The 21,673-nt window shown below is 69.3% G+C and carries 22 protein-coding genes; 11 read left to right on the forward strand and 11 right to left on the reverse strand.

The genetic code is table 11. The annotated features are described in order from the left end of the window. Nucleotides 1-401: 401 nt before the first annotated feature. Nucleotides 402-1,955: an endonuclease NucS domain-containing protein gene (locus NRP21_RS21510; RefSeq protein ID WP_257718295.1), complete on the reverse strand. Its 1,554-nt coding sequence runs from the start codon at nucleotides 1,953-1,955 to the stop codon at nucleotides 402-404. A gap of 475 nt (nucleotides 1,956-2,430) precedes the next feature. On the opposite strand from NRP21_RS21510, the gene purL reads away from it, so the two are divergent. From purL to NRP21_RS21540, 6 genes are all read left to right on the forward strand, one after another. After that, on the forward strand, nucleotides 2,431-4,674 hold the full coding sequence (purL, locus tag NRP21_RS21515; protein ID WP_257718296.1) for a phosphoribosylformylglycinamidine synthase subunit PurL: 2,244 nt from the start codon (nucleotides 2,431-2,433) through the stop codon (nucleotides 4,672-4,674). A 13-nt stretch (nucleotides 4,675-4,687) separates the two neighbouring features. Then, complete coding sequence (locus tag NRP21_RS21520; RefSeq protein WP_257718297.1) at nucleotides 4,688-4,921, forward strand: BolA family protein; 234 nt, start codon at nucleotides 4,688-4,690, stop codon at nucleotides 4,919-4,921. An 11-nt stretch (nucleotides 4,922-4,932) separates the two neighbouring features. Beyond that, nucleotides 4,933-5,274, forward strand: coding sequence for a Grx4 family monothiol glutaredoxin (grxD, locus tag NRP21_RS21525; protein WP_257718298.1), 342 nt, complete (start codon nucleotides 4,933-4,935; stop codon nucleotides 5,272-5,274). After that, complete coding sequence (locus tag NRP21_RS21530; RefSeq protein ID WP_257718299.1) at nucleotides 5,271-6,545, forward strand: MFS transporter; 1,275 nt, start codon at nucleotides 5,271-5,273, stop codon at nucleotides 6,543-6,545. Before grxD ends, NRP21_RS21530 begins: the two co-directional genes overlap by 4 nt. A 75-nt stretch (nucleotides 6,546-6,620) precedes the next feature. Next, nucleotides 6,621-7,580: a tripartite tricarboxylate transporter substrate binding protein gene (locus NRP21_RS21535; RefSeq protein ID WP_257718300.1), complete on the forward strand. Its 960-nt coding sequence runs from the start codon at nucleotides 6,621-6,623 to the stop codon at nucleotides 7,578-7,580. Between the two features lie 142 nt (nucleotides 7,581-7,722). Then, entirely contained in the window at nucleotides 7,723-8,658 is a 936-nt protein-coding gene (locus NRP21_RS21540) for a Bug family tripartite tricarboxylate transporter substrate binding protein (RefSeq protein ID WP_257718301.1), read from the forward strand. A 32-nt stretch (nucleotides 8,659-8,690) separates the two neighbouring features. Here NRP21_RS21540 and NRP21_RS21545 read toward each other — a convergent pair whose 3' ends face one another. From NRP21_RS21545 to rpsD, 3 genes are all read right to left on the reverse strand, one after another. Then, nucleotides 8,691-9,719, reverse strand: a complete 1,029-nt coding sequence (locus tag NRP21_RS21545; protein ID WP_308219924.1) for an amino acid ABC transporter substrate-binding protein — start codon at nucleotides 9,717-9,719, stop codon at nucleotides 8,691-8,693. A 140-nt stretch (nucleotides 9,720-9,859) separates the two neighbouring features. Next, on the reverse strand, nucleotides 9,860-10,636 hold the full coding sequence (locus tag NRP21_RS21550; protein ID WP_257718302.1) for a hypothetical protein: 777 nt from the start codon (nucleotides 10,634-10,636) through the stop codon (nucleotides 9,860-9,862). Between the two features lie 126 nt (nucleotides 10,637-10,762). Continuing rightward, on the reverse strand, nucleotides 10,763-11,380 hold the full coding sequence (gene rpsD / locus NRP21_RS21555) for a 30S ribosomal protein S4 (protein ID WP_257718303.1): 618 nt from the start codon (nucleotides 11,378-11,380) through the stop codon (nucleotides 10,763-10,765). Nucleotides 11,381-11,602: 222 nt separating this feature from the next. On the opposite strand from rpsD, the gene NRP21_RS21560 reads away from it, so the two are divergent. Both NRP21_RS21560 and NRP21_RS21565 read left to right on the forward strand, forming a co-directional pair. Next, complete coding sequence (locus tag NRP21_RS21560) at nucleotides 11,603-11,821, forward strand: hypothetical protein (protein WP_257718304.1); 219 nt, start codon at nucleotides 11,603-11,605, stop codon at nucleotides 11,819-11,821. A 6-nt stretch (nucleotides 11,822-11,827) separates the two neighbouring features. Further along, complete coding sequence (locus tag NRP21_RS21565; RefSeq protein WP_257718305.1) at nucleotides 11,828-12,286, forward strand: DUF3237 domain-containing protein; 459 nt, start codon at nucleotides 11,828-11,830, stop codon at nucleotides 12,284-12,286. A 119-nt stretch (nucleotides 12,287-12,405) separates the two neighbouring features. Here the strand turns inward: NRP21_RS21565 and NRP21_RS21570 are convergent, their stop codons facing one another. The 4 genes from NRP21_RS21570 to NRP21_RS21585 all read right to left on the reverse strand — a co-directional run bounded on the left by NRP21_RS21570 (nucleotide 12,406) and on the right by NRP21_RS21585 (nucleotide 15,497). Further along, on the reverse strand, nucleotides 12,406-12,870 hold the full coding sequence (locus NRP21_RS21570) for a hypothetical protein (protein WP_257718306.1): 465 nt from the start codon (nucleotides 12,868-12,870) through the stop codon (nucleotides 12,406-12,408). A gap of 32 nt (nucleotides 12,871-12,902) precedes the next feature. Then, complete coding sequence (locus tag NRP21_RS21575; RefSeq protein ID WP_257718307.1) at nucleotides 12,903-13,883, reverse strand: Bug family tripartite tricarboxylate transporter substrate binding protein; 981 nt, start codon at nucleotides 13,881-13,883, stop codon at nucleotides 12,903-12,905. 133 nt (nucleotides 13,884-14,016) lie between these two features. Next, complete coding sequence (locus NRP21_RS21580) at nucleotides 14,017-14,964, reverse strand: amidohydrolase family protein (RefSeq protein WP_257718308.1); 948 nt, start codon at nucleotides 14,962-14,964, stop codon at nucleotides 14,017-14,019. An 80-nt stretch (nucleotides 14,965-15,044) separates the two neighbouring features. Continuing rightward, nucleotides 15,045-15,497 carry a MarR family winged helix-turn-helix transcriptional regulator gene (locus NRP21_RS21585; RefSeq protein WP_257718309.1) on the reverse strand — a complete coding sequence of 151 codons (453 nt, stop codon included), beginning with the start codon at nucleotides 15,495-15,497 and terminating at the stop codon, nucleotides 15,045-15,047. 68 nt (nucleotides 15,498-15,565) lie between these two features. On the opposite strand from NRP21_RS21585, the gene NRP21_RS21590 reads away from it, so the two are divergent. Then, a complete protein-coding gene (locus NRP21_RS21590) occupies nucleotides 15,566-16,831 on the forward strand; it encodes a flavin-dependent oxidoreductase (protein ID WP_257718310.1) in 1,266 nt (421 codons plus the stop codon). A 50-nt stretch (nucleotides 16,832-16,881) separates the two neighbouring features. Here NRP21_RS21590 and hmpA read toward each other — a convergent pair whose 3' ends face one another. Beyond that, a complete protein-coding gene (hmpA, locus tag NRP21_RS21595; RefSeq protein ID WP_257718311.1) occupies nucleotides 16,882-18,093 on the reverse strand; it encodes an NO-inducible flavohemoprotein in 1,212 nt (403 codons plus the stop codon). Nucleotides 18,094-18,171: 78 nt separating this feature from the next. Here hmpA and NRP21_RS21600 point away from each other — a divergent pair, with 78 nt between their 5' ends. Further along, the gene (locus NRP21_RS21600; RefSeq protein ID WP_257718312.1) at nucleotides 18,172-18,660 is read left to right on the forward strand and encodes an RrF2 family transcriptional regulator; all 489 of its coding nucleotides are present in this window, start codon (nucleotides 18,172-18,174) and stop codon (nucleotides 18,658-18,660) included. Further along, nucleotides 18,660-19,847, forward strand: coding sequence for an HPP family protein (locus NRP21_RS21605; protein WP_257718313.1), 1,188 nt, complete (start codon nucleotides 18,660-18,662; stop codon nucleotides 19,845-19,847). Before NRP21_RS21600 ends, NRP21_RS21605 begins: the two co-directional genes overlap by 1 nt. Here the strand turns inward: NRP21_RS21605 and NRP21_RS21610 are convergent. Both NRP21_RS21610 and NRP21_RS21615 read right to left on the reverse strand, forming a co-directional pair. After that, nucleotides 19,831-20,601 carry a hypothetical protein gene (locus NRP21_RS21610; RefSeq protein ID WP_257718314.1) on the reverse strand — a complete coding sequence of 257 codons (771 nt, stop codon included), beginning with the start codon at nucleotides 20,599-20,601 and terminating at the stop codon, nucleotides 19,831-19,833. The two genes, NRP21_RS21605 and NRP21_RS21610, sit on opposite strands and share 17 nt — an antisense overlap. A 315-nt stretch (nucleotides 20,602-20,916) precedes the next feature. Beyond that, nucleotides 20,917-21,660, reverse strand: a complete 744-nt coding sequence (locus NRP21_RS21615; protein ID WP_257718315.1) for a lysophospholipid acyltransferase family protein — start codon at nucleotides 21,658-21,660, stop codon at nucleotides 20,917-20,919. Between the last annotated feature and the right edge of the window lie 13 nt (nucleotides 21,661-21,673).

Raw genomic sequence — 21,673 nt, forward strand, 5'->3', positions numbered from 1 at the left:
GGTGATGCTGTCGGCATAGGGCCGGGCGTAGTCCCGGTACAGCCGCGCCACCTCGCCCTCATACCCACTCGGGGACGGAGCCCTGATCAGTTCCTCCAGAAAACGGAGGGATTCGTCGCGCATCTCGATGGTTTCCCCGGTTCAGGCCCGTTAATCGGGCGGCTGGACAGGAGAAGTGTCACCGAGGTGAGAGGGAAGCATTGTCTCAGGATGCGCCGACAGATCACTCTGTCGGCATCACTGATTTCAGCCCAATCAGAATCCGCATGCTTCCCATGGCGGTCGTTTAGGCGCGTCAATACGAGCTTCATCGCCGAAGCCGTACGGCTGGCTCGTCGCCCAGCAAATAAGCCGGATGATTTTTCTACTGCGGAAGGATTTGATAAATCTCGTAACTGAAGTCACAAATTCAGTGTGTACTTTCCGAAATGCCTGCCAGCAGCCTCAACCAAGTGATCGTGTTGTTGGAGGAAGCGCTTCAAACTATTCAAGTCCTTGGTGGAAACTTCCCATCTCATAGGATCCTCCCATGCGTTAAGCCAATGAATTCCCGAGTCAGTCTGCCTGAACACTTCATGCTTGATGCCAAATTTTCGAAATAACTTGTCATCGTATTCGTTGATCCACTGATTAACGGATCTCATATGAGCGATGGACTCGGAAGGATAAACCGCCTTCAATGCATCCTTCAACTTTGTCTTCAAGATCATGCCATTCCAAACAAGGGTCCCGAAGTAGCGGATCGGCGCTTCTCCGCCCGTTACGACGATCTCGAAATGCGGAATCCTGCTACTTTGCCCCTCTCTGTACAAGTCGCAGAGCCAGCCACAAAAATTGAGTGGATTGTAGATAGTAATTTCAGCCTCTACATCGGAATCCAACTCATCAAAGATGTATGACACACTTTGCTGCCAACTTGGGTTCGTTCTCAAAAACTTTTGCACCTGCTCGCGTACAAAATTCAAATGGGGCGGCCGTTTGGGAGTAACCTGAGCAACAAAATTGTAGGGATGTTTCCCAAGAAAACCGCATGCGAAGGCACGCGCCTCGTCCTCAGAGTATAGCCCATTTGCAAACATGGAGCCGAATTTAAGAGTTTCTACTACCTCCCAACCATGGAGAGTATTATTGAGAGAATGTATAGCGTAACACCCATACTCGCCATACCCAGCCCTAACAATCGGCACCTTGGACAAGATGAGTTCACGCGTTTCTGCTTCTATACTCCCATCGTTCCAGCTTGCCACCAAGGGGTTACCTGAGAAAAACTCCGGCGAAAGATCAGGCATATTTTTTAGCGCAAGGATTGAATCGGATAATCCTGACCCGTCTGTGCAGAAGACACTCCAGGAAAACCCATAAGGATTGACTAGTTTTCCGTTTGGCTTCGCATTCATTTTTATCAGAACCGAGTTCAAGTTCGGTGCGATTTTGGACAATGCATCCAAGAAGATCTTATAAGCATCATCGCGAATGCCTTTCGATTTAAACTCGAAGAATATGTAGTTGTGTATGGACTCGCCGCCACCCACTTCATACTCGCACTCAACTTCCTCAACCGAAAAACTGCCGGACCCATTTAACGTAAGTCGCAGAGCCACACTTTCGTATTCAGAAAAATGCCGAAACTCACTAAATGGCGCCCGCAATTCGTCCCAATGAGTCGAAATCGCCACACATCTAATCTGATCAACCCTCAGTCGATTATTCTTCTTAAGGAAGTGGGCGTACTTATAAAGCTGCTGAACTGCACTTCGCGCAGTTTGATTGCTTTTCTTAATTTCAATAACGGTGAAACACCCGAATTTGTCTCGAGCCAGAACATCAATTCTTGATACTCGGCCGTCCGGCAAACGCATCTCGTGTTCAACCCCAACAAGTGTCAGCGACTTGTCGATGACAGAGAGGTTGGCGGCGACAAGGTCGCGGTAGTCTGCTTCCGTCAAATGAATCATAAGCCACCCCTACGTTGCCGAGGTAAAAAACGTTTATACTTGAAAGCATCTATTCGAATTGCTTGAGGATGCATAGTCGGGCTTTGGCACATATCTTCACGCGTCGAAAATCCTCATCCTCCGCGCCTGCCGCCGCGCCCACCGCCTCCTCGGCCTGCCCTTCCTCGTCCTCATCCGCCGAATCGGCCTCCGCAGCGCCCTCCCCGCCCCGCCCTGGCTCCTGCCCGATCCAGATTTGTCCGAAATGCTCGCCCGCGCCGTCCCAACCGCCGCGCCCACAACCCGCGCCGGCCTCGTTGCCCTGAAAACCCGCCTGAAAAGCCTGAAATACCTCTTCAAGGCCGCCGAGGGCCGCCGCCGCATCTCCCGCTCAGTGCGGCTCGCGTGGTCCTAACCCCCACCCATGCAACAACCGCCCACCCCCACCCCGGAAAGGCCCCTCGACAACCGCCCCCCCTCTCCCCAAAACCCGCCCATGCCGAACGCCCCCGAAACCCCCGCCAACCTCTTGGACGCAGCGAAGGCCCGCTCCCTCGCCAAGGATTTCGGCCTGAAGGGCGATGAGTTCGACAACGTGCTGGCCATCCTCGGCCGCACCCCCAGCCTCACGGAGCTCGGCATCTTCTCCGTAATGTGGAGCGAGCACTGCTCCTACAAATCCAGCCGCGTCTGGCTGAAGGAACTCCCCACCAAGGCCCCCTGGGTCATCCACGGCCCGGGTGAGAATGCCGGCGTCATCGACATCGGCGACGGCCTGGCCGCCATCTTCAAGATGGAGAGCCACAACCACCCCAGCTTCATCGAGCCCTACCAGGGCGCCGCCACCGGCGTCGGCGGCATCCTCCGCGATGTCTTCACCATGGGCGCCCGCCCCATCGCCAACCTCAACGCCCTCCGCTTCGGCGCCGTGGACAACCCCAACACGAAGCGCATCCTGGATGGCGTCGTCCGCGGCATCGGCGGCTACGGCAACTGCGTCGGCGTGCCCACGGTCGGCGGAGAGGTGAACTTCCACCCCGCCTACAACGGCAACCCCCTGGTCAACGCCATGACGGTGGGCATCGCCCGCCAGGACCGCATCTTCCTCAGCGCCGCCGCCGGCATCGGCAACCCCGTGGTCTATGTCGGCAGCAAGACCGGCCGGGACGGCATCCACGGCGCCACCATGGCCAGCGCGGAATTCTCGGAGGACGCGGAGGAGAAGCGCCCCACCGTCCAGATCGGCGACCCCTTCGCGGAAAAGCTCCTGATCGAGGCCTGCCTCGAACTGATGGAGACCGACGCCATCGTCGCCATCCAGGACATGGGCGCCGCCGGCCTCACCAGCAGCAGCGTGGAGATGGCCGGCAAGGGCGGCGTCGGCATCGAGCTGATCATGGAGAACGTCCCCCAGCGCGAGGAGGGGATGTCCGCCTACGAGATGATGCTGAGCGAGAGCCAGGAGCGCATGCTCATGGTCCTCAAGCCCGGCGAGGAGCACGTGGCCGAGGCCATCTTCCGCAAGTGGGAACTGGACTTCGCCGTCATCGGCCACCTCACCGACACCGGCCGCATCACCCTCCGCCACAACGGCGTGCTTGAGGCGGACATCCCCCTCGCCCCCCTCGAATCCCAGGCCCCCCTCTACCGCCGCCCCACGGCCGAGACCCCGAAGCAACCCCTGCTGGACCCCGCCACGGTCACGGACCCCGTCGGCATCCCCGCCGCCCTGAAGACCCTCATGGCCAGCCCCGACCTCTGCTCCCGCCGCTGGATCTGGGACCAGTACGACAGCGCCGTGAACGGCCAGACCGTCCGCCGCCCCGGCCAGGCCGACGCCGCCATCGTGAAGCTCGAGGACAGCCTCAAGGCCCTCGCGATGACGACGGACGTCACCCCCCGCTACTGCGCGGCGGATCCGGAGGTCGGCGGCGCGCAAGCAGTCGTCGAGACCTGGCGCAACATCACCGCGACAGGCGCCAAGCCCCTCGCGATCACCGACAACATGAACTTCGGTAACCCCGAGCGCCCGGAGATCATGGGCCAGTTCGCCGCCGCCATCCGCGGCATGAAGGCAGCGTGCGAGGCCCTGGACTACCCCGTCGTGTCCGGCAACGTCAGCCTCTACAACGAGACCCGCGGCGTCGAGCACCCCACGGCCATCCTCCCCACCCCCGCCATCGGCGGCGTCGGCGTGATCGAGGACGCCCGCAAGGCCACCGGCATCGCCCCCAGGCCCGGCAACGAGATCGTCCTCCTCGGCGAGACCCGCGGCCATCTCGGCCAGTCCCTCTGGCTCCGCGAGATCGCCGGCCGCGAGGAAGGCGCCCCCCCGCCCGTTGACCTCGCCACCGAGCGCCGCACCGGCGACTTCGTCCGCGAGAAGATCCTCGCCGGCGCCATCGCCGCCTGTCACGACGTGGCCGATGGCGGTCTCCTCGTCGCCCTCGCCGAGATGGCCCTGGCCGCGAACCTCGGCATGAACCTCGAGGCCCCGCCCCCCGGCATCCCCGCCCACGCCTTCTGGTTCGGCGAGGATCAGGCCCGATACCTCTGCGCCACCCCCGACGCCCCCGCCCTCCTCGCCGCAGCGAGGGAAGCGGGCATCCCCGCCATGCGCATCGCCGCGCTGGCCGGCACCACCGGGGCCTTGGCGCTGCCCGGCCACCCCGCCATATCCCTGGATGCGCTGCGCGCCGCACATGAGGGCACCCTCCCCGCCCTCATGTCGGACGCCTGAGAGGAACCCCGCGATGGCCATGCCCGCCGCCGAGATCGAGGCCCTGATCCGGGCCGCACTCCCCGACGCCAAGGTCACCATCGAGGACCTGGCCGGTGACGGCGACCACTACGCCGCTACCGTCATCTCAGAATCCTTCCGCGGCATCCCCCGCGTGAAGCAGCATCAGATCGTCTATGCGGCCCTCCAGGGCCGCATGGGCGGCGAACTCCACGCCCTCGCCCTCCAGACCTCGGCCCCCGAGTGAAAGAGCCAGCCATGTCCGACAACCCCGTTTTCGCCCAGATCAAGGGCGAGATCGAAGCCAACCCCGTCACCCTCTTCATGAAGGGCACGCCGGTCTTCCCGCAGTGCGGCTTCTCCGCCCGCGTGGTGCAGATCCTCTCCCACATGGGCGTCCCCTTCCACGGCGTGAACGTCCTCGCCGATCCGGAAGTCCGCGAAGGCATCAAGGCCTTCTCCAACTGGCCGACCATCCCCCAGCTCTACGTGAAGGGTGAGTTCGTCGGCGGCTGCGACATCATCACCGAGATGTTCCAGTCCGGCGAGTTGGCCACCCTCCTCACCGAGAACGGCATCCCCCACACCCAGGCGGCATGAGGGACGGCGGGCCCATCCCTCACCAGGACCCCGGGCCCGCTCCACCCGACAAAGGTCCGAAAGGCCTCGCTGGCGCCTCCTGGAAGGTCGCCCTCGCCGTCACCCTGCTGATGCAGACGGTGGCGGCCTTCCTGAACCAGTGCGTCCCTGTCCTCGCCCCCCTTCTCACGGGCAGCGCCGGCCTCCCACCCGAAGCGGCAGGGCACCTTTCCGCCCTCGCCACCTTCGGCACCCTCTTCTTCCTCGTCCTGGGCGGCCCGATCCTGGCCCGCCTCGGCCCCGTCCGTACCCTCCAGGGCGGCGCCCTCGTGGCAGCGGCCGGCCTCGCCACTGTCACACTCGGCGGAACCTTCGCCCTGGCTCTCGCCGCCTTCCTGGTGGGCGTCGGCTACGGCCCCACCCCGCCGGCAGGCAGCCGCATCCTCGCGGCCACCGCCCCGCCGAGGCACCGCTCCCTCATCTTCTCTGTCAAGCAGGCGGGCGCTCCGCTGGGTGGCGTGCTGGCTGGCCTCGTCGTCGCCCCCGTTGCCGCCCACCAGGGCTGGCCCGTTGCCCTGGCCTGCGCCATCGCCCTGGCCCTCGCCGCCGCCGCGATCATCCAGCCCAGCCGCCGCTCCCTCGACGTGGAGCGGGAGCCGGACCGCCCCGTCCACCCGCGCGCGCTTCTCGGCCGCGGCAACCTCGCCGGCCCCTTCGCCGCGCTGCGGCTCCACCCGCTGCTGCCGCCTCTCACTTGGCTCGCCTGCTCGCTCGCCACGGTGCAGGGCTGTTTCTTCGCCTTCGCCGTCACCTGGCTGACGGAGACGCGCGGCCTCTCCCTCGTCCAGGCCGGCGCCGTCTTCGCGGCCATGCAGGCGGGCGGCGTACTGGCGCGCATCATCCTCGGCTGGATGGCCGACCGTACCGGCAACGCCGCGATGAACCTCCTCGGCCAGGGCCTGGGCGGCGCGGCCTCCGTCGCCCTCTTCGTCCTGCTGCCACCGCTGGGCTTCGTTCCCACCCTGCTTCTCGGCCTCCTCTCCGGCTCGCTGGTGGCCAGCTGGAACGGCATCTACCAAGCGGAGATCGCGCGCCTCTCCCCGCCAGGCCGCATCGCGGAGGCGACGGCGGGCTCCACCACCCTCTCCTTCCTCGGCTATCTCATCCCACCGGCCATCTTCTCCGTGCTGGTAACGACCACGGGCAGCTGGCTCCTGCCGCAGCTCCTCGCGGCGGGGCAGTTGCTGCTCGTAGCCCTGCTGGTTTTGCCCCGGCTGCGCCGGGGAGGGTGAACCGCGATTCCCCTTCCCCTTGGCTCGAAGCCCCGCCGATACTCACGAGGAGGAAACGAACCGGGGAAGAATCCCATGCTTGTCACCCGACGCCAGGCGCTCGGCCTGGGCGCCGCCGCGCTGGCCCGTCCTGCCCTTGCGCAGCGGGGCTTCCCGGACAAGGCGATCCGGATGCTCGTGCCCTGGGCGCCGGGCGGCACGACGGACGTTCAGATGCGGGCCTTCTGCGATGCCGCCAGCAAGCGGCTCGGCCAGCCCGTGATCGTGGAGAACAAGGCGGGTGCCGGCGGTATCCTCGGCGCGCAGGCGCTGCTGAGCGAGCGGCCGGACGGCTACACCCTCGCGCAGATGCCGATCAGCGTGTTCCGCGTGCCCTACATGAGCCAGCGCCCCCCCTTCGATCCGCTGACCGACTTCACCTACGTCACCCACCTCACGGGCTATCTCTTCGGCGTGGTGGTGAAGGCGGACGCGCCCTGGGCGGATTTCCCGGCCTTCCTGGCGGATGCGAAGGCGAATCCGGGGAAGCTCAACTACGGAACCCCGGGCGTCGGCACCTCGCTGCACATCACCATGGAGCAGATCGCGGGGATGCGGGACATCAGCTACGTCCACGTCCCCTTCCGCGGCGTGGCGGAGAACATGGGGGCGTTGCTGGGCGGCCAGATCCACGCCACGGCGGACAGCTCCGGCTGGGGCCCGCTGGTGGAGGAGGGGCGGCTGCGGCTGCTCGTCACCTGGGGGCCGGAGCGGGCCAAGCGCTTCCCGAACGTGCCGACGCTGAAGGAACTGGGGATGGATATCGTCTCCACCTCGCCCTACGGGGTGGCGGGGCCGAAGGGGATGGACCCCGCCGTGGTGCGCGCGCTGGACGCGGCATTCCGGCCGGCGATCGCCGATGCGGCCCACGCGGCGGTGCTGGACCGGTACGACATGCCGGCGATGCCGATGGGGCCGGAGGAGTACACGAACTTCGTGCGCAGGACCGTGAAGGACGAATCCGCCATGATCCGGCGCATGGGGCTGCGCCTCTAGCAGGCTGGCACGGAACTGGCGTGCGGGCCGCGGAGCGGGAGGCTTGCGTCCGGGCGCGATCCGGCAAACTTCCCCCGTGTTGCACAGCAGAGTCAGGATTCCGATGCTCTCTCGCCGTCTTTTCCTGGGATCCGCCGGGGCCATGACCCTGGCGGCCCCCGCCCTCGCCCAGTCCGACTACCCGAACCGCCCGATCCGCCTGGTTTGTCCCTATCCCGCTGGCGGCGCGACGGACGTGCTGACGCGCATCCTGGCGGACGGGCTGCGCGAGCGGCTGGGCCAGCCCGTGGTGGTCGAGAACCGCTCCGGCGCGGGCGGCAATATCGGGGTGGACGCGGTCGCGAAGTCGGCGCCCGACGGCTACGTGCTGGGCACCGCGCCCGTGGGCAACTTCGTCATCAATCCCTTCCTCTACCCCTCCATGCCCTATGACCCCGTGCGCGACCTGACGGCGGTGTCGCTGGCCTTCGAGGTGCCGAACGTCGCGGTGGTGTCGGAGAAGTTCGTGCCGGCGCGGACGATGCAGGACTTCCTGGCCTGGGCGAAGACGAAGCCCGGCGGCGTGGTCTACGGCACCTCCGGCGTGGGCACCTCGGCGCATCTCTGCTCGGAACTGCTGTTCAAGCGGGCGGGGATCGCCTGTACCCATGTGCCGTTCCGCAGCGCGGCGCAGGTGATCCCGGCCATGCTCTCGGGCGACGTGGACTTCGCGATCGACAACCTGGCCTCCTATGCCGGCGTGATCGGGCAGGGGCAGATGACGGCGCTCGGCATGACCACGGCCGAGCGCTGGCCGACCATGCCGGGGATCCCCACCATGGCCGAGGCGGGCGTGCCGGACTTCGTTGTCACGGCCTGGTCCGCGCTGATCGGCCCGGCCGGGCTGCCCGGCCCCGTGCAGGACCGGCTGGTGGCGGCGGTGAAGTCGGTCTCCGAGGACGAGGCGATCCGGCAGCGCTTCCTGAGGGCCGGAGGGCAGGCGATGGCCACCACGCCGGCCGGTGCGCGGGCGCGCATGGATCGGGAACGGCCGATGTGGAAGGAGATGGTGGAGATCTCCGGGGCGCGGATGGAGTAGGGCGGCCCCTCAGGGCCGCCCCCCCTTCCCGCTCAGCGCATCGGCAGGGCGTAGAGCAGCCCGCCGCGCGTCCACAGCTCGTTCGCGCCCCGGGCGAGGCCGACAGGCGAGCGAGGGCCCATGTGGCGCTCGTAGATCTCGCCGTAGTTGCCGACCGCCTTGACGATGTTCACCACCCAGTTCGGGTCCAGCTTCAGGGCCTGGCCCAGCTCCGGCGTGACGCCCAGGAGGCGGCGGGTGTCGGGGTTGGTGGTGGTGCGCTTCATCTCGTCCACGTTGGCGCGGGTGACGCCGCTCTCCTCGGCCTGGATCACGGCGTTCACGTACCAGCGGACCACGTCGTACCACTCGTCGTCGCCGCGGCGGACATAGGGGCCGTAGGGCTCCTTCGAGAAGCGCTCGTCGAGGATCTTCCACTCGCCCGGGTTCTGCATGGAGGACCGGACGGCGGCGAGCTGGGAGGCGTCCGTCCCGAAGGCGTCGCAGCGGCCGGCCTGCAGCGCGTCCGTGGCCTGATCGGTGCGGGCGAAGAGCACGGGGCTGAACTGGAGGTTGTTGGTGCGGAAATACTCGGCCGTCACCTGCTCGTTCGTCGTGCCCTGCAGCAGGCAGATGGTGGCGCCCCCCAGCTCCGATGCCTTGGAGATGTTCGTGTTGCCACGCACCATGAAGCCGTGGCCGTCGTAGAAGTTCGGCGTGATGGCACGGATGCCCAGCCCGACGTCGCGGAGCATCGTCTCCGTGCTGACGCGGAAGAGCACGTCCACCTCGCCCGAGGAAAGGGCGGTGAAGCGCGTCGGGGAGGAGAGCGGGGTGTAGCGGACCTTGTCGGGGTCGTTGAACAGGGCCGCCGCGAGGCCGCGGCAGAAATCCACGTCGAAGCCCTGCCACACCCCGCGCGAATCCGGCAGGGCGAAGCCGGGGAGGCCCGTGTGGATGCCGCAGTTGAGGACGCCGCGCGCCTTGATGGCATCATATAGGCCGCCAGCCTCGGCGGGGCCTTGGGCGCCGAGGAGCGCGGCGACGGCGGTGACCGTCGCCAGGATCGCGCGTCTCATCATGGTGTTTGCCTTCCCTGATTCGTCGGGGCAGCCTGCGGAGCGCGGGCGGGTGCCGTCAACACGGGGCGCGCGGAACTCGGCTGCGCGAATCTGCCGCCGCACACAGCCGGGTCGCCGCAGGGGCGGGTGTCTGGCGCGCGTCAGGCCGGCAGGGGATCGGCCCGGCGGCGCTGCCAGGTGACGGCAAAGACGAGTGCCAGCATCACGGCCGCGGCCAGCGCGGCGGGAATGTTCACCTGGTTCACGCCCAGGTTGGCCGCGACGACGCCGACGAAGGCCCAGAGGATGGCGGCCGCGAACCAGCCGGCATCGCGCCGCAGGAGCCAGACGAGGGCGGCGGCGGCGCCCCCGGCCGCGAGAAGGATGATGACGGCAGCGAGCGTGGCGGCAATGCCGTGCTCCGGCAGGACGCCCGCCGCGCGGGAGGCGGAGGAGAGGTTCACGAAGCTGGCGGCGGTGAGCCACCCGGCGAGAAGGCCGGTGAGCGGGGTGACGATCCAGCGGGCGCCGAGGCCCGGCTCCGGCGTGTTGCGGGCGGTGAAGAGGGCCCAGAGGGCGCAGGCGAGGCTGGCCAGGATGATGAGGAAGAGCCCGAACCCGACCGAGCCGGTGAGCTGCGAGGTGACCTGCCAGAGGGTGTTGAGGGCGAAGCTGCCGGCGAGCGGCCAGCCGGTGCGGCGGGCGAGCGCGCTGTCGCGGTTGGCCGGCAGGAACTGCCAGATGCCGTAGGCGGCCGCGAGGGCGAAGATGATGCTCCAGATGGAGAAGGCGTAGCCGGCGGGCACCACGGGGGTGCGGGTGGCGGCGGAGACGACGGCCATGGATGTGCCGATGCCCATGGCCGGCAGGAAGGCGGTGGCGATCTGCACCCAGGGCAGGATGAGGCAGAGAAGGCGGCGGAGCTGGTCCTGCGGCATGGCGTGCGATCCCCGGAAAACAGAGACGGCCGGAGGGTGATCCCCTCCGGCCGTCCGGGCAACGCTTCGATGGGCGCGCGGGTTCAGCGCGCCCATCGAACCATCAGCGCGAGAGGAACGAACCGATCAGCGCGAGTAGAACTCGACGACCAGGTTCGGCTCCATCTGCACGGGGTAGGGCACGTCGGACAGCTTCGGGGCGCGGACGAAGGAACCCTTCATCTGGCGGTGGTCCACCTGGATGTACTCCGGCACGTCGCGCTCGCCGGACTGGGCGGCGTCGAGCACGGCGGTGAGGCCCTTCGACTTCTCCTTCACCTCGATCACGTCGCCGTCCTTCACGAGGTAGGAGGCGATGTTCACCTTCTGCCCGTTGACGGTGATGTGGCCGTGGTTGACGAACTGGCGGGCGGCGAAGGGCGTGACCACGAACTTCATGCGGTACACGACGCAGTCCAGGCGGCGCTCCAGCAGCTCGATCAGGTTCTCGGAGGTGTCGCCCTTACGGCGCACGGCCTCGTCGTAGTACTTGCGGAACTGTTTCTCGCCGATGTTGCCGTAGTAGCCCTTCAGCTTCTGCTTCGCCATCAGCTGGATGCCGAAGTCCGTCGGCTTGTTCTTGCGGCGCTGGCCGTGCTGGCCGGGGCCATACTCGCGCTTGGCGATCGGGGACTTGGCGCGGCCCCAGAGGTTCACGCCGAGGCGGCGGTTGATCTTGTACTTGCTTTCCGCGCGCTTGGTCATGCGCCGGCTCCTTTCGCAGTCCGGGCTGGCGGCTGTTCAGCTCGTTGCCCGTGGTGTTGTCCCGGTAGTCCTTCGGCGCCCGCGGGAGTGCGGGGCCGGGGCGGGCGCGCGCCACTTCGGGGCAAAAGCCCCTGGGCACGTCCACGTTCCCGGGAAGAGGGGCGGCCGATAGGGGATCAGGGGGCGCTTGTCAAACAGGAACGGGGTCCGTAACGGGCGCGGATGGGAATCCGCGAAGACATCCTCGTTCTCGGGCTCACGGCCGGGGTGATGGGCGCGCTGGTGGGGGGGCTGATGCTCGCCCTTGGGCTGGGCATGGTCACGCAGGGCGTGCATGCCGGCTGGGTGCTGGTGATCCCGGCCGCGCCGATCGCGGGGTGGATCGGGAAGGGGCTGGCGAAGAAGCTGGTGAAGCGGCTCGACGATGCCGGGCGGATCTGAGGGCGGATGATGGCCGAGGCTCTGGGGGAGTTTGTCGGGGAACTGGACGTGGCGGTGGGGCCGCCGGTCCTGGTGGGCGCCACGCCCCTGGGAGAGCGGCGGATCATCCCGATCCATGGCGGGCGGGCCTCCGGGCCGCGGATGGAGGGGGAGATCCTGCCAGGCGGGGCGGATTTCCAGCTGATCCGGCCGGACGGGGTGGCGGAGATCGAGGCGCGCTACACGATCCGGCTCTCGGACGGCGCGCTGGTCTATGTGGTGAACCGCGGGCTTCGCACCGCCGCGCCGGAGGACATGGCGCGGCTGATGCGCGGGGAGCCGGTGCCGCCGGAACGGGTTTATTTCCGCACGACGCCGGTTTTCGAGACCGCGGCGCCGGACCATGCGTGGCTGGGGCGGAGCCTGTTCATCGGCTTCGGGGAGCGGCAGCCAGAGCTGGTGCGGATCCGGGTTTTCTCGATCTAGAGCCGATCCCGTTCCGGTGATCACCGGGACGGGTGAATCGGCTCCACAAGCAATGGGCTAAAGCGGTCGCAGTGAGCCAAGGCGAACGGAAGCCGCTCTCGCTTCCGCCGCCCAGGCGTTCAGGCCGGCCAGAGCGCGATGCTGATGACGTCTGGCTCGACCGGCACGCTGTCGTCCCGGCTGCCCTGGAATTCCATCCAGTTGATCCTGGCCTTCGCCGCGGCGCTGTCGAGAAGGAAGAAGGGGCCGCACGGCAGCGGGTCGGGGCTCGAGGGGCTGGAGATCGAGAAGCGGCGCGAGGGGAAGGACAGCTCGGCCATTCCGGTCCGGGTCCAGGGATTCCCGCTCATTGGCTCGGCCGGGGGATGGTCCGGCTCGGCGTCGTGGATGGCGATATCGATGCGCTGTTGCAGGCAGCCCTCGGTGTAGACCACGAGGCCAGCAGGCAGGACGAAGAGGCTGCACCTCTCCATCTCCGGCGTGATCTCCTCCGGGGGCCGGAAGGCGGCGTCCCCAGGATCGACGAGGTAGAACTGGCCGTAATCGGCCTGCCAAGCGAGGCTCGTCCAGCCGCGAAGTGCCAAGGTCGTTCCTTCCGTTCCGGCCGCGGCAGAGCCTACTCGATCGCGCGGAAGCCGGTCTTCCTCACCACCTCGGCCCAGCGGGTCGTCTCGGCGCGCATGTGGGCGCCGAAGGCCTCGCGGCCCTGGGGGGCGGCGCGGAAGCCGGCCTCCTCCATCTTGCTGCGGAGCGCGGGGGCCGACAGGGCGCGGCCCACCGCCTCATCGAGGGAGGCGAGGGTGGCGGCGGGCGTCGCGGCGGGGGCGACGAGGCCGAACCAGGCGTCGAAGGCGAGCGAGGGGCGGCCGAGCTCCGCCGTGGTGGGGACCTCCGGCAGCAGGGGGGAACGGGCGGGGCCGGTGACGGCCAGGGCCTTCAGCTTGCCGGCCTTCACGTGCGGGGCAACGAGGGCGACGGTGCCGAACATGCCCTGGACGTTGCCGTTGAGGATCGCCGTCATCGCATCGCCGGTGCTGCGGAAGTGCACGGCCTCGATCGGGAAGCCCGCCTCGTTCGCCAGGATGGCGGCGCCGAAATGGCCGGGCGTGCCGGCGCCGAAGGTGCCCATGAAGACCTGCGGCGCGCCCTTCGCCCAGGCGACATAGTCGGCCAGGGTGCTGGCGGCGACTGTGGTGGGAACGACGAAGGCGAAGTCGGCGGCCGCGACCTGAGCGACGGGGGCGAAGTCCCGCGCGGGGTCGTAGGGCAGGCGGGCATAGGTGCTGGGGGCCATGGCGAGCTGGCCGACTTCCCCGAACAGCAGGGCGGTGCCGTCCGCCGGGGCGGCGCGGGCGATCTCCTGCGCGGCGATGGCGCCGGCGGCGCCGGGCTTGTTGTCGATCACCACGCCCGCCGGGAGGGATTCGCGCAGGCCCTCCGCCAGGATGCGGCCCACCACGTCCGGGCCGCTGCCGGGCGGGAAGCCGAGGACGAGGCGCAGGGGGCGGTCCGGCAGGGCGGCGCGGGCGCGGGATGCCAGCAGGGGCGCTGGCAGGAGCGCGAGCGCGGCGCGGCGGCTGATGCCGGAGGGCGTCATGAAGGTTTCCTGTCCCGTCTCTCGCCTTGTCCGGCGCGACGGGGCCGGCGGCGTCTCTGCGCCGATCTCGTGCATGGCGGGATCAGTGCGGTCAACGGGTGGGGAGAGGGCCGGGCCCCCTCCCCTGCCCTGGTCAGGTCCTCGGGAAGTCGTAGAGCTCGGCGGGGTTGTCCACGAGGATGCGCTTGCGCGCGGCCTCGTCCGGCACCCAGTTCGTGAGGAGATCGAAGAGCACGGCGTCGTCCGGCTTCTTGTCCGCGGCCTCGGTCGGGTGCGGCCAGTCGCTGCCCCAGACCATGCGCTGGGGCGCCGCGGCGGCGAAGGCGCGGGCGACGGCGCTGGAATCGGCGTAGGCGGGCGGGCCGGACTTCGTGTCCGCATAGGCGCCGGAGAGCTTCACCCAGGTGTTGCCCTTGTCGATCAGGGCGCGGATCACCTTGAAGGTCTCGCTGTTCACGCCGGCGGGCTGGGGGCAGTGGGCGAGGTGGTCGAAGACGAGCTTGCCGCGGACGCGGCGGAAGGTCTCGGCGGCATCCACGATCTTCTCGCCGGGCATGTTGATCTGGCAGTGCCAGCCCAGGGCGTCCACGCGCTGGGAGAGGGGTTCCAGCATCTCCAGCGTGGTGGCGCCGAACTGGGCGAGGTTGAAGCGGATGCCACGGATACCCAGCCCGTGCAGGCGCTGCAGCTCCGCATCCGTGACGGAGGTGTTCACCACGGCGACGCCGCGGAAGTTCGGACCCAGGGCGGCCATGCCCCGCAGCGTGGGCGTGTTGTCCGTGCCGTAGAGGGAGGGCTGGACGACGACGCCGCGCGTGGTGCCGATGCGCTGCTGCAGCTTGCGGTAGTCGTCCGGCGAGGCATCCGGCGCGGCGAGGCCGCCGGGGGCGGGCGGGGTGCGGTTGTCGTAGATGTGGAAGTGGCAGTCGCAGGCATTCGGCGGGGCGCGGAAGCGCGGGGCCTCCGTGCCGGTCGAGAAGGGGACGGCCCCCTGGGCCAGGGCTGGGCGCGCGAGGTCGGCGGCGGACAGGGCGGCCGCGGCGCCGAGCACGGCCCGGCGGCCGTGATGGGGAGTGGTCATCGTTTCCTCCGTTCCGCGCTTGCTGGCGGATGGAGGAGGCTAGGCCGGGCGGTCGCGCAGCGGCAATCCGGGACGTTTCGTTACCCGACCCATCCTTCGGGTGCCAGGCGATCCAGCAGAATGGGCAGCGTCCCGGCCTCGTCCTCCGTGAGGCCGGCGGTGATGCGGGCCTCGTGCTCGGCGACGACCGGCTTCAGGCGGCGCAGCGCGGCGCGGCCCGCCGCGGTGGCGTTCAGGCCGATGCTGCGGCGGTCCGGGCCCGCGAGGCGTTCCAGCAGCCCCTCCGCTTGCAGGTGGTCCAGCAGCGGCGCGGCGCGGGAACGCCCATGGCCCATGGCGGCGGCCAGCCGCGCTGGGGCGATGCCGGGATTGGCCGCGACGATGGACAGGGCGGCAAGCAAGGGCGGGGTGAAGCCCATGGGGGCCAGCGCCGCCTCCAGGTCCCGGATCACGCGGAGATAGGCGCGCTTGATGCCGTAGGAGACCGTGCCGGCAAGCGGGCCGAAATCGGCGGGGTCCGGGATTTCGTTCACCGGATCGTTCAATTGTTGAACCTTTCTTCTCGGACTGTCATCCTGCCCGGCAACAGGAGGAACGGCCAATGCATGTTGTGATTTCCGGCGGCGGGATCGGCGGGCTGACGCTGGCGATGGCCCTGCATCAGGCGGGGATCGGGGTGGAGGTGCACGAGGCGGTCGCGGCGCCGAAGGCGCTGGGCGTCGGGATCAACCTGCTGCCCCATGCGGTGCGCGAGCTGACGGAGCTGGGGCTGGGCGAGCGCGTGCTGGCGGCGGGCGTGCCGACGCGGGAGTTGCTCTACGCAACCCGGCGCGGCGAGGAGGTCTGGCGCGAGGACCGGGGGCTGGCCGCCGGGTATCGCTGGCCGCAGGTGAGCATCCATCGCGGCGCGCTGTTCATGCTGCTGCTGGAGGCGGCGCAGGAGCGGCTGGGGGATGCGATCCGGCTGGGCTCGCGCGGGATCGGAGCGGAATCGGACGGCGATGGCGCAACGCTGCGCCTTGATGGCGGCGGGGTGGCGCGGGGCGACGTGGTGGTGGCCGCGGACGGCATCCACAGCGCGGTCCGCGCGGCCTGGCACCCGCATGAGGGGGCACCGCGCTGGAACGGGAACCTGATGTGGCGGGCCGTGTCCGAGCACCCGGGCTACCTGACGGGCCGCACCATGGTGCAGGCCGGGACGAACGACCTGAAGTTCGTCTGCTACCCAATCCGGGAGGCGACGGCGGAGCGGCCGGCGCTGATCAACTGGATCGCTGAGAAGCGGATGCCCGCCGACATGCACTGGGCGCGGGAGGACTGGAACCGCGCCGGCCGGATCGAGGACTTCCTGCCGGACTTCGCGGCCTGGGAGTGGCCCTGGCTTTCCGTGCCCTCGCTCATCCGCGCGACGGAGGCGGTGTGGGAGTTCCCGATGGTGGACCGCGCCCCGCTGCCGGAATGGACGCGCGGGCGGGTGACGCTGCTGGGGGATGCGGCGCATCCCATGTACCCGATCGGGTCCAACGGGGCATCGCAGGGCATCCTCGATGCGCGCACGCTGGCCTATCACTTGGCGGTGGAGGGCGATGCGGTGGCGGGGCTGCGGGCCTATGAGGAGGCACGGCGGCCGGCGACCTCGGCGCTGGTCCAGGCCTCGCGGAACCAGGGGCCGGACCTGGTGCTGGACCTGGCGGATCAGCGGGCGCCGGAGGGGTTCGAGACGGTGGGCGGGCGCGAGGCGGTGCTGCCCTTCGCGGAGCTGCAGGAGATCTCGCTCGGGTACAAAAGGAAGGCGGGGTTCGATCCGGTGCTGCTGAATGCGCGGCCGAGCCTCTCGGCGCGGCTTGGGGCGAAGGCAGGGGCCTGAGGCGGCATTCCCGGGGGAGGTGATGTCCCCTCCCCCGGGTCCGGATCCGGTCAGGCGGCGAGGAGCTCGTCGGCGGGGCCGAAGAACTCGTAGTGGATCTGCGCGGCGGGGACGCCGAGGGAGACCAGCGCCTTGCTGAGGTCGCGCAGGAACGGCCGCGGGCCGCAGAGATAGTAGTCCGCGCCGGCGAGCGGGGTGTTAACGCGCAGCCATTCCGGGGTGATGCGGCCGGCATGGTCGTAGTCGCGCCCCGCCACGTCCCCGGGGCGCGGGGCCTCGTAGAAGGTGGTGACGGTGATGCGGCCGGCGGAGGCGGCGGCCAGGGCGCGCCTCTCCCCGCCAAGTGCGTGAGTGGCGCCGGAGCGGCTGCCATGAACCACCTGCGCGGTGGCGCCCGGGCGGGCGGAGATGGCGTGCAGCATGCTGAGCAGGGGCGTCTGGCCGACGCCGCCGCTGAGGAGCACCACGGGGCGCGGCGCCTCCTCCGGCAGGACGAAGTCGCCGGCGGGGGCGGCGACCCTCAGGCGGGTGCCGGGCAGCACCGCGTCGTGCAGCCAGTTGGAGGCGATGCCCATGGGCTCGCGCTTCACGCTGATGCGGTAGCGCCGGGAATCCGGGGCGGAGGAGATGCTGTAGTTCCGCTTCAGCGGTGCGTGGCCGGGGATCTCCAGCCAGAAGGTGAGGTACTCGCCGGGGCGGTGGCGCAGCACGGGGCCGCCATCCGCGGGAACGAGGGTGAAGGAGGTGACGATCGTGCTCTCGACCTTCTTCTCCGCCACGATGAAGTCGCGCCAGCCGCTCCAGCCACCGGGGGCGGCTGCGTGCTCCGCGTAGATCTGCTTCTCGCGACCGATCAGCACGTCGGCCAGGAACCAGTAGGCCTCGCCCCAAGCGTTCAGGATCTCGGGCGTCGCGGCTTCGCCGAGCACGTCCTTGATGGCGCCGAGGAGGGCTTCGGCGACGAAGGGATAATGCTCCTCCAGGATGTTCAGGCCGACATGCTTCTGGGCGATGCGCTCCACGGCCGCGGTCAGCACGCCGAGATTGTCGATGTTCTGGGCATAGGCGAGCACGGCGGCGGCAAGGGCGCGGGGCTGGGAGCCGGTCTCGCCGTGGTGGGACTGGTTGAAGAGGTCCCGGATCGCCGCGTTCTCGAACATGCGCTGATACATCCGGCTGGTGATGGCGAGGCTATGCGCCTCCAGCGCCGGAACGGTGGCCTTCACGATGGCGATGGTCTGGTCCGTGAGATGGCGGGGCATCTGCCGCTCCAAAAGGTGCATTGACGATGCACCTTCTATGATGCTGGCCAAAAGGTGTAAAGGCGCTACATCTTCATCATGCGACTGACACTCCACACGGACTACGCGCTACGGGCGCTGATCTATCTCGGGCTCCGGCGGGACCGGCGCGTCTCGATCCGGGAGATCGCGGAGGCGCACCGGATTTCCGAGAACCACCTGGTGAAGGTGATCCACAATCTCGGGCGCGGGGGGTTCGTGGAGACGGCGCGGGGCCGGGGCGGCGGGCTGCGCCTGGCGCGGGCGCCGGAGGAGATCCGGGTAGGCGACGTGGTGCGCTTCACCGAGGACGACCTGGCGCTTGTCGCCTGTTTCCAGCCCCCCGAGGGTGGGGGCGGCTGCGCGCTGATGAATGTGTGCCGGTTGCAGTCGCTTCTGGGGGAGGCGCTGGCGGCCTTCCTCGCCGTGCTGGACAAGGCCACGCTGGCGGAGCTGATCGGAGGGCCCGCGCGCGCTTCCATCGCCGCGCGGCTGGGCCTCCTGCCTGCCGGGGCGGAAGGCAGCGGGCCGGGTGAGGCTGCCCTCTGATGCGCGATTGGCTGCGGGGCTTCATGCCGGCCCCCATGGGCGCCAGCCTGACGGAGCGGCTGCGCGGCTGCTGCGGCGCCCTGGCCGGGCTCCTAGTGACCGGCCTGGTCTGTACCTGGCTGGTGGGCCAGGGGACGTTCCAGGGAACGCCGATGCTGATCGCGCCGCTCGGCGCCTCGGCGGTGCTGCTCTTCGCCGTGCCGGCCAGCCCCCTGGCCCAGCCCTGGTCGATCCTGGCCGGCAACACCCTCTCCGCCCTGATCGGCGTGACCTGCGCGCAGTGGATCCCGGATCCGCTGCTCGCGGCGCCCCTGGCAGGGGCGCTCGCGATCGGAGCGATGTTCGCGCTGCGCTGCCTTCACCCACCGGGCGGAGCGATCGCGCTGACGGCCGTCCTGGGCGGGCAGGCGGTGACCGAAGCCGGGTACCACTTCGCCCTCACCCCGGTCGGGTTGGACTCCCTGGTGCTGATGCTGGCGGCGATCGCGTTCAACAACGCGACGCGGCGGCCTTATCCCGCCCACCACCACGCCACCCGGCCTCATCCGCACCAGACGGCCGATCGCAGCCCGATGGAGCGCGTGGGCGTGCGGCCCGAGGACCTGGACGCCGTGCTGCGGGATTACGACGCCGTCCTCGACGTCGGCCGCGACGACCTCGACAGCCTCGTCCAGAAAGCGGAGATGCACGCCTACCGGCGCCGGTTCGGGGAGATCACCTGCGCCGACGTCATGTCGCGCGACGTGGTCGCCGTGCGGTACGGCACGCCGCTGGCGGAGGCCTGGATGCTGCTGCGGCGGCACGACATCCGGGCCATGCCCGTGATCGATCCCGCGCGGCGCGTGATCGGCATGATTTCCGACCTGGATTTTATGAGGAGCCCGGAGCTCGATCACTATGACGGCTTCGAGGCACGCTTCCGGCAGCTCATCCGCCGGCTGACGACGCTGCACGCGGACCGGCCGGAGGTTGTCGGGCAGATCATGCCGCGCAGCGTCCGGACGGTCACCGAGGGCACCCATGTCGCGGAACTGGTTCCGCTGATGGCCGATGCGGGATTCCGCCATGTCCCCGTCGTCGATGGGGAAGACCGGCTGTCCGGCATCATCGCCCAGTCCGACCTGATCGCCGCCCTCTACCGGGGCGGCCTGGTCGCGCCCACCGGGAGTGTCAGCGCCGCGGCCTGACATCGCCGGCCGGGATCCCTGCCCCGGGCCGCGCGGCCGCGTGGGATGCCCCCTGCGAAGGGCGGATCGGCACCGCCGCCTGCCCGAAGGCGGCCGCGAAGTGCCGCAGGACGCGCCCGGCAGCCTCCTCGGTCGCCCAATGGTCGCCGCGCGCCAGGATGCGGGCGCCGGACCCGTCGGGGTGAGGCATCATCGACACCCTGTTCACCCAAGGGCCCTGCCCGTGGTCCCAGCCGTGGGCGGCGCCTTCCATCGCCTGGGCGAAGGGGGTTACCTGGCGGCATGCTGCCTCCTCGGCCGGGTCGTCGGGGTACAGCAGCAATGTCGCCGCCGTGCGGTCCATCGGGGCCAGCCCGGCGCAGGACGGGTAGAGCGCCGCGACCGGCAGCTCCGCCGGCGAGGCGAGCGCCGCGCGCCCTCCTCCACCGAAGCCGAGAAGGCCGATGCGCGAGGTGTCCAGGCGGCCGGGCGCGATCCTGCGCACGATATCCCGCAGCACCGCTGGATCCAGGAGGGACATGGCCGGGCCCGCATCCTCCACGCCGACCGTGAGGACCGCGATCCCCGCGCGCAGGAGAAGATCGGCATAAGGCCGCTCCCGCCCATCCGCTCCGAGGAGGTCGGGCAGAATGAGGACGACGGGGCGAGGAACCTCGACGGGAACCTGTGGCAGGGAGAGCCAGGCGAGCCCGTGCGGCGTCGCCAGAGAGACCGCCTGGTCTGCCCGCACGACGGGCGGCGGAAGAAGGAGCATTGCGGCCGCGAGGGCGAGAGCAGCCCTGTTCGGGCCCCGGGCGCGCAGCGGGGATGAGTGCCGGGCGGCGATGCTGGCAAGGCGCCCCGTCCATCCGGGCCGTGCCCGCGCGAAGGCAGTTCGGATGAGGCCGGGCAAGACCATGGGAACGCCCCGATGCGGTGATCGGCGCTGCTATGGCGCCGATCGCCGGGCGAAAGCTCCGGTCCTGGCCGAAGCGTCACGCCGCCGCCTCGATGGCGGCGCGGCTGGGTTGACGCAGGAGGCGGTTCCCGAGGTGATCCAGCGCCGGATCAGCCCGCCCGATAGGTGGTCCTAACGCCCCTGTTGCGGCCTGAGTGACGAAGGATCGAGGGCGCGGACGGCGGCTTCGGCGGCGGCGGCGACGGACTGCCAGCCGGCACGGTCGTTCGCCGTACCGGAGAAGCGGAGCGGCGGGCCGATGTTGAGCGCAAGGGGGCGGAAGGGGCGCGGGGTGGCGGACTGCGCGGGCCAAGCCTCCCGCGCGCCATCCAGCCAGCAGGGCACGACGGGGATCTCCGTGCCGGCGACGAGCATGCCGAGGCCGGGCTGGAAGGCGGCCATGGCGCCGGTGCGGCTGCGCGTGCCTTCCGGGAAGAGGATGTAGACGAGGTGGTCCTCGGCCAGGCGCTGGCGCATGGTGTCGAGGTCCGCCCGCCGGGAGCGACCGCGCCAGACCGGCAGCGCGTTGATGGCATAGGCCGCGAGGGCCGAGACGGCGGGGTTGGCGAAGAAGAAGTCGCCGGCCGCCATGGCGTGGGCGCGGCGGGCGGCGGGGCCGCGCAGGGCGGCGGCCAGGGCCAGGGCGTCCAGGTGGCTAGCGTGGTTGGCGACGAGGACGTAGGGCGGCTCGGCCGGCAGGTTCTCGCGCCCCGTGACGCGGAAACTGTGGGCGGCGGAGAGGTAGGCGCGGACACCCCGGCGCCAGGCGGCGTTGAGGGCGAGGCCGACGAGGCCCTGCTCCCGCGAGAGGCTGCGGAGGCGATCGGCGGGGGAGAGGCCGAGGTCGCGGGCGGGGCGTAGCTTCCAGTCCTGCATCAAGGGGCCTCCA

This window comes from Roseomonas populi (genome assembly GCF_024594815.1).
Classification (GTDB): Bacteria; Pseudomonadota; Alphaproteobacteria; order Acetobacterales; family Acetobacteraceae; genus Roseomonas; species Roseomonas populi.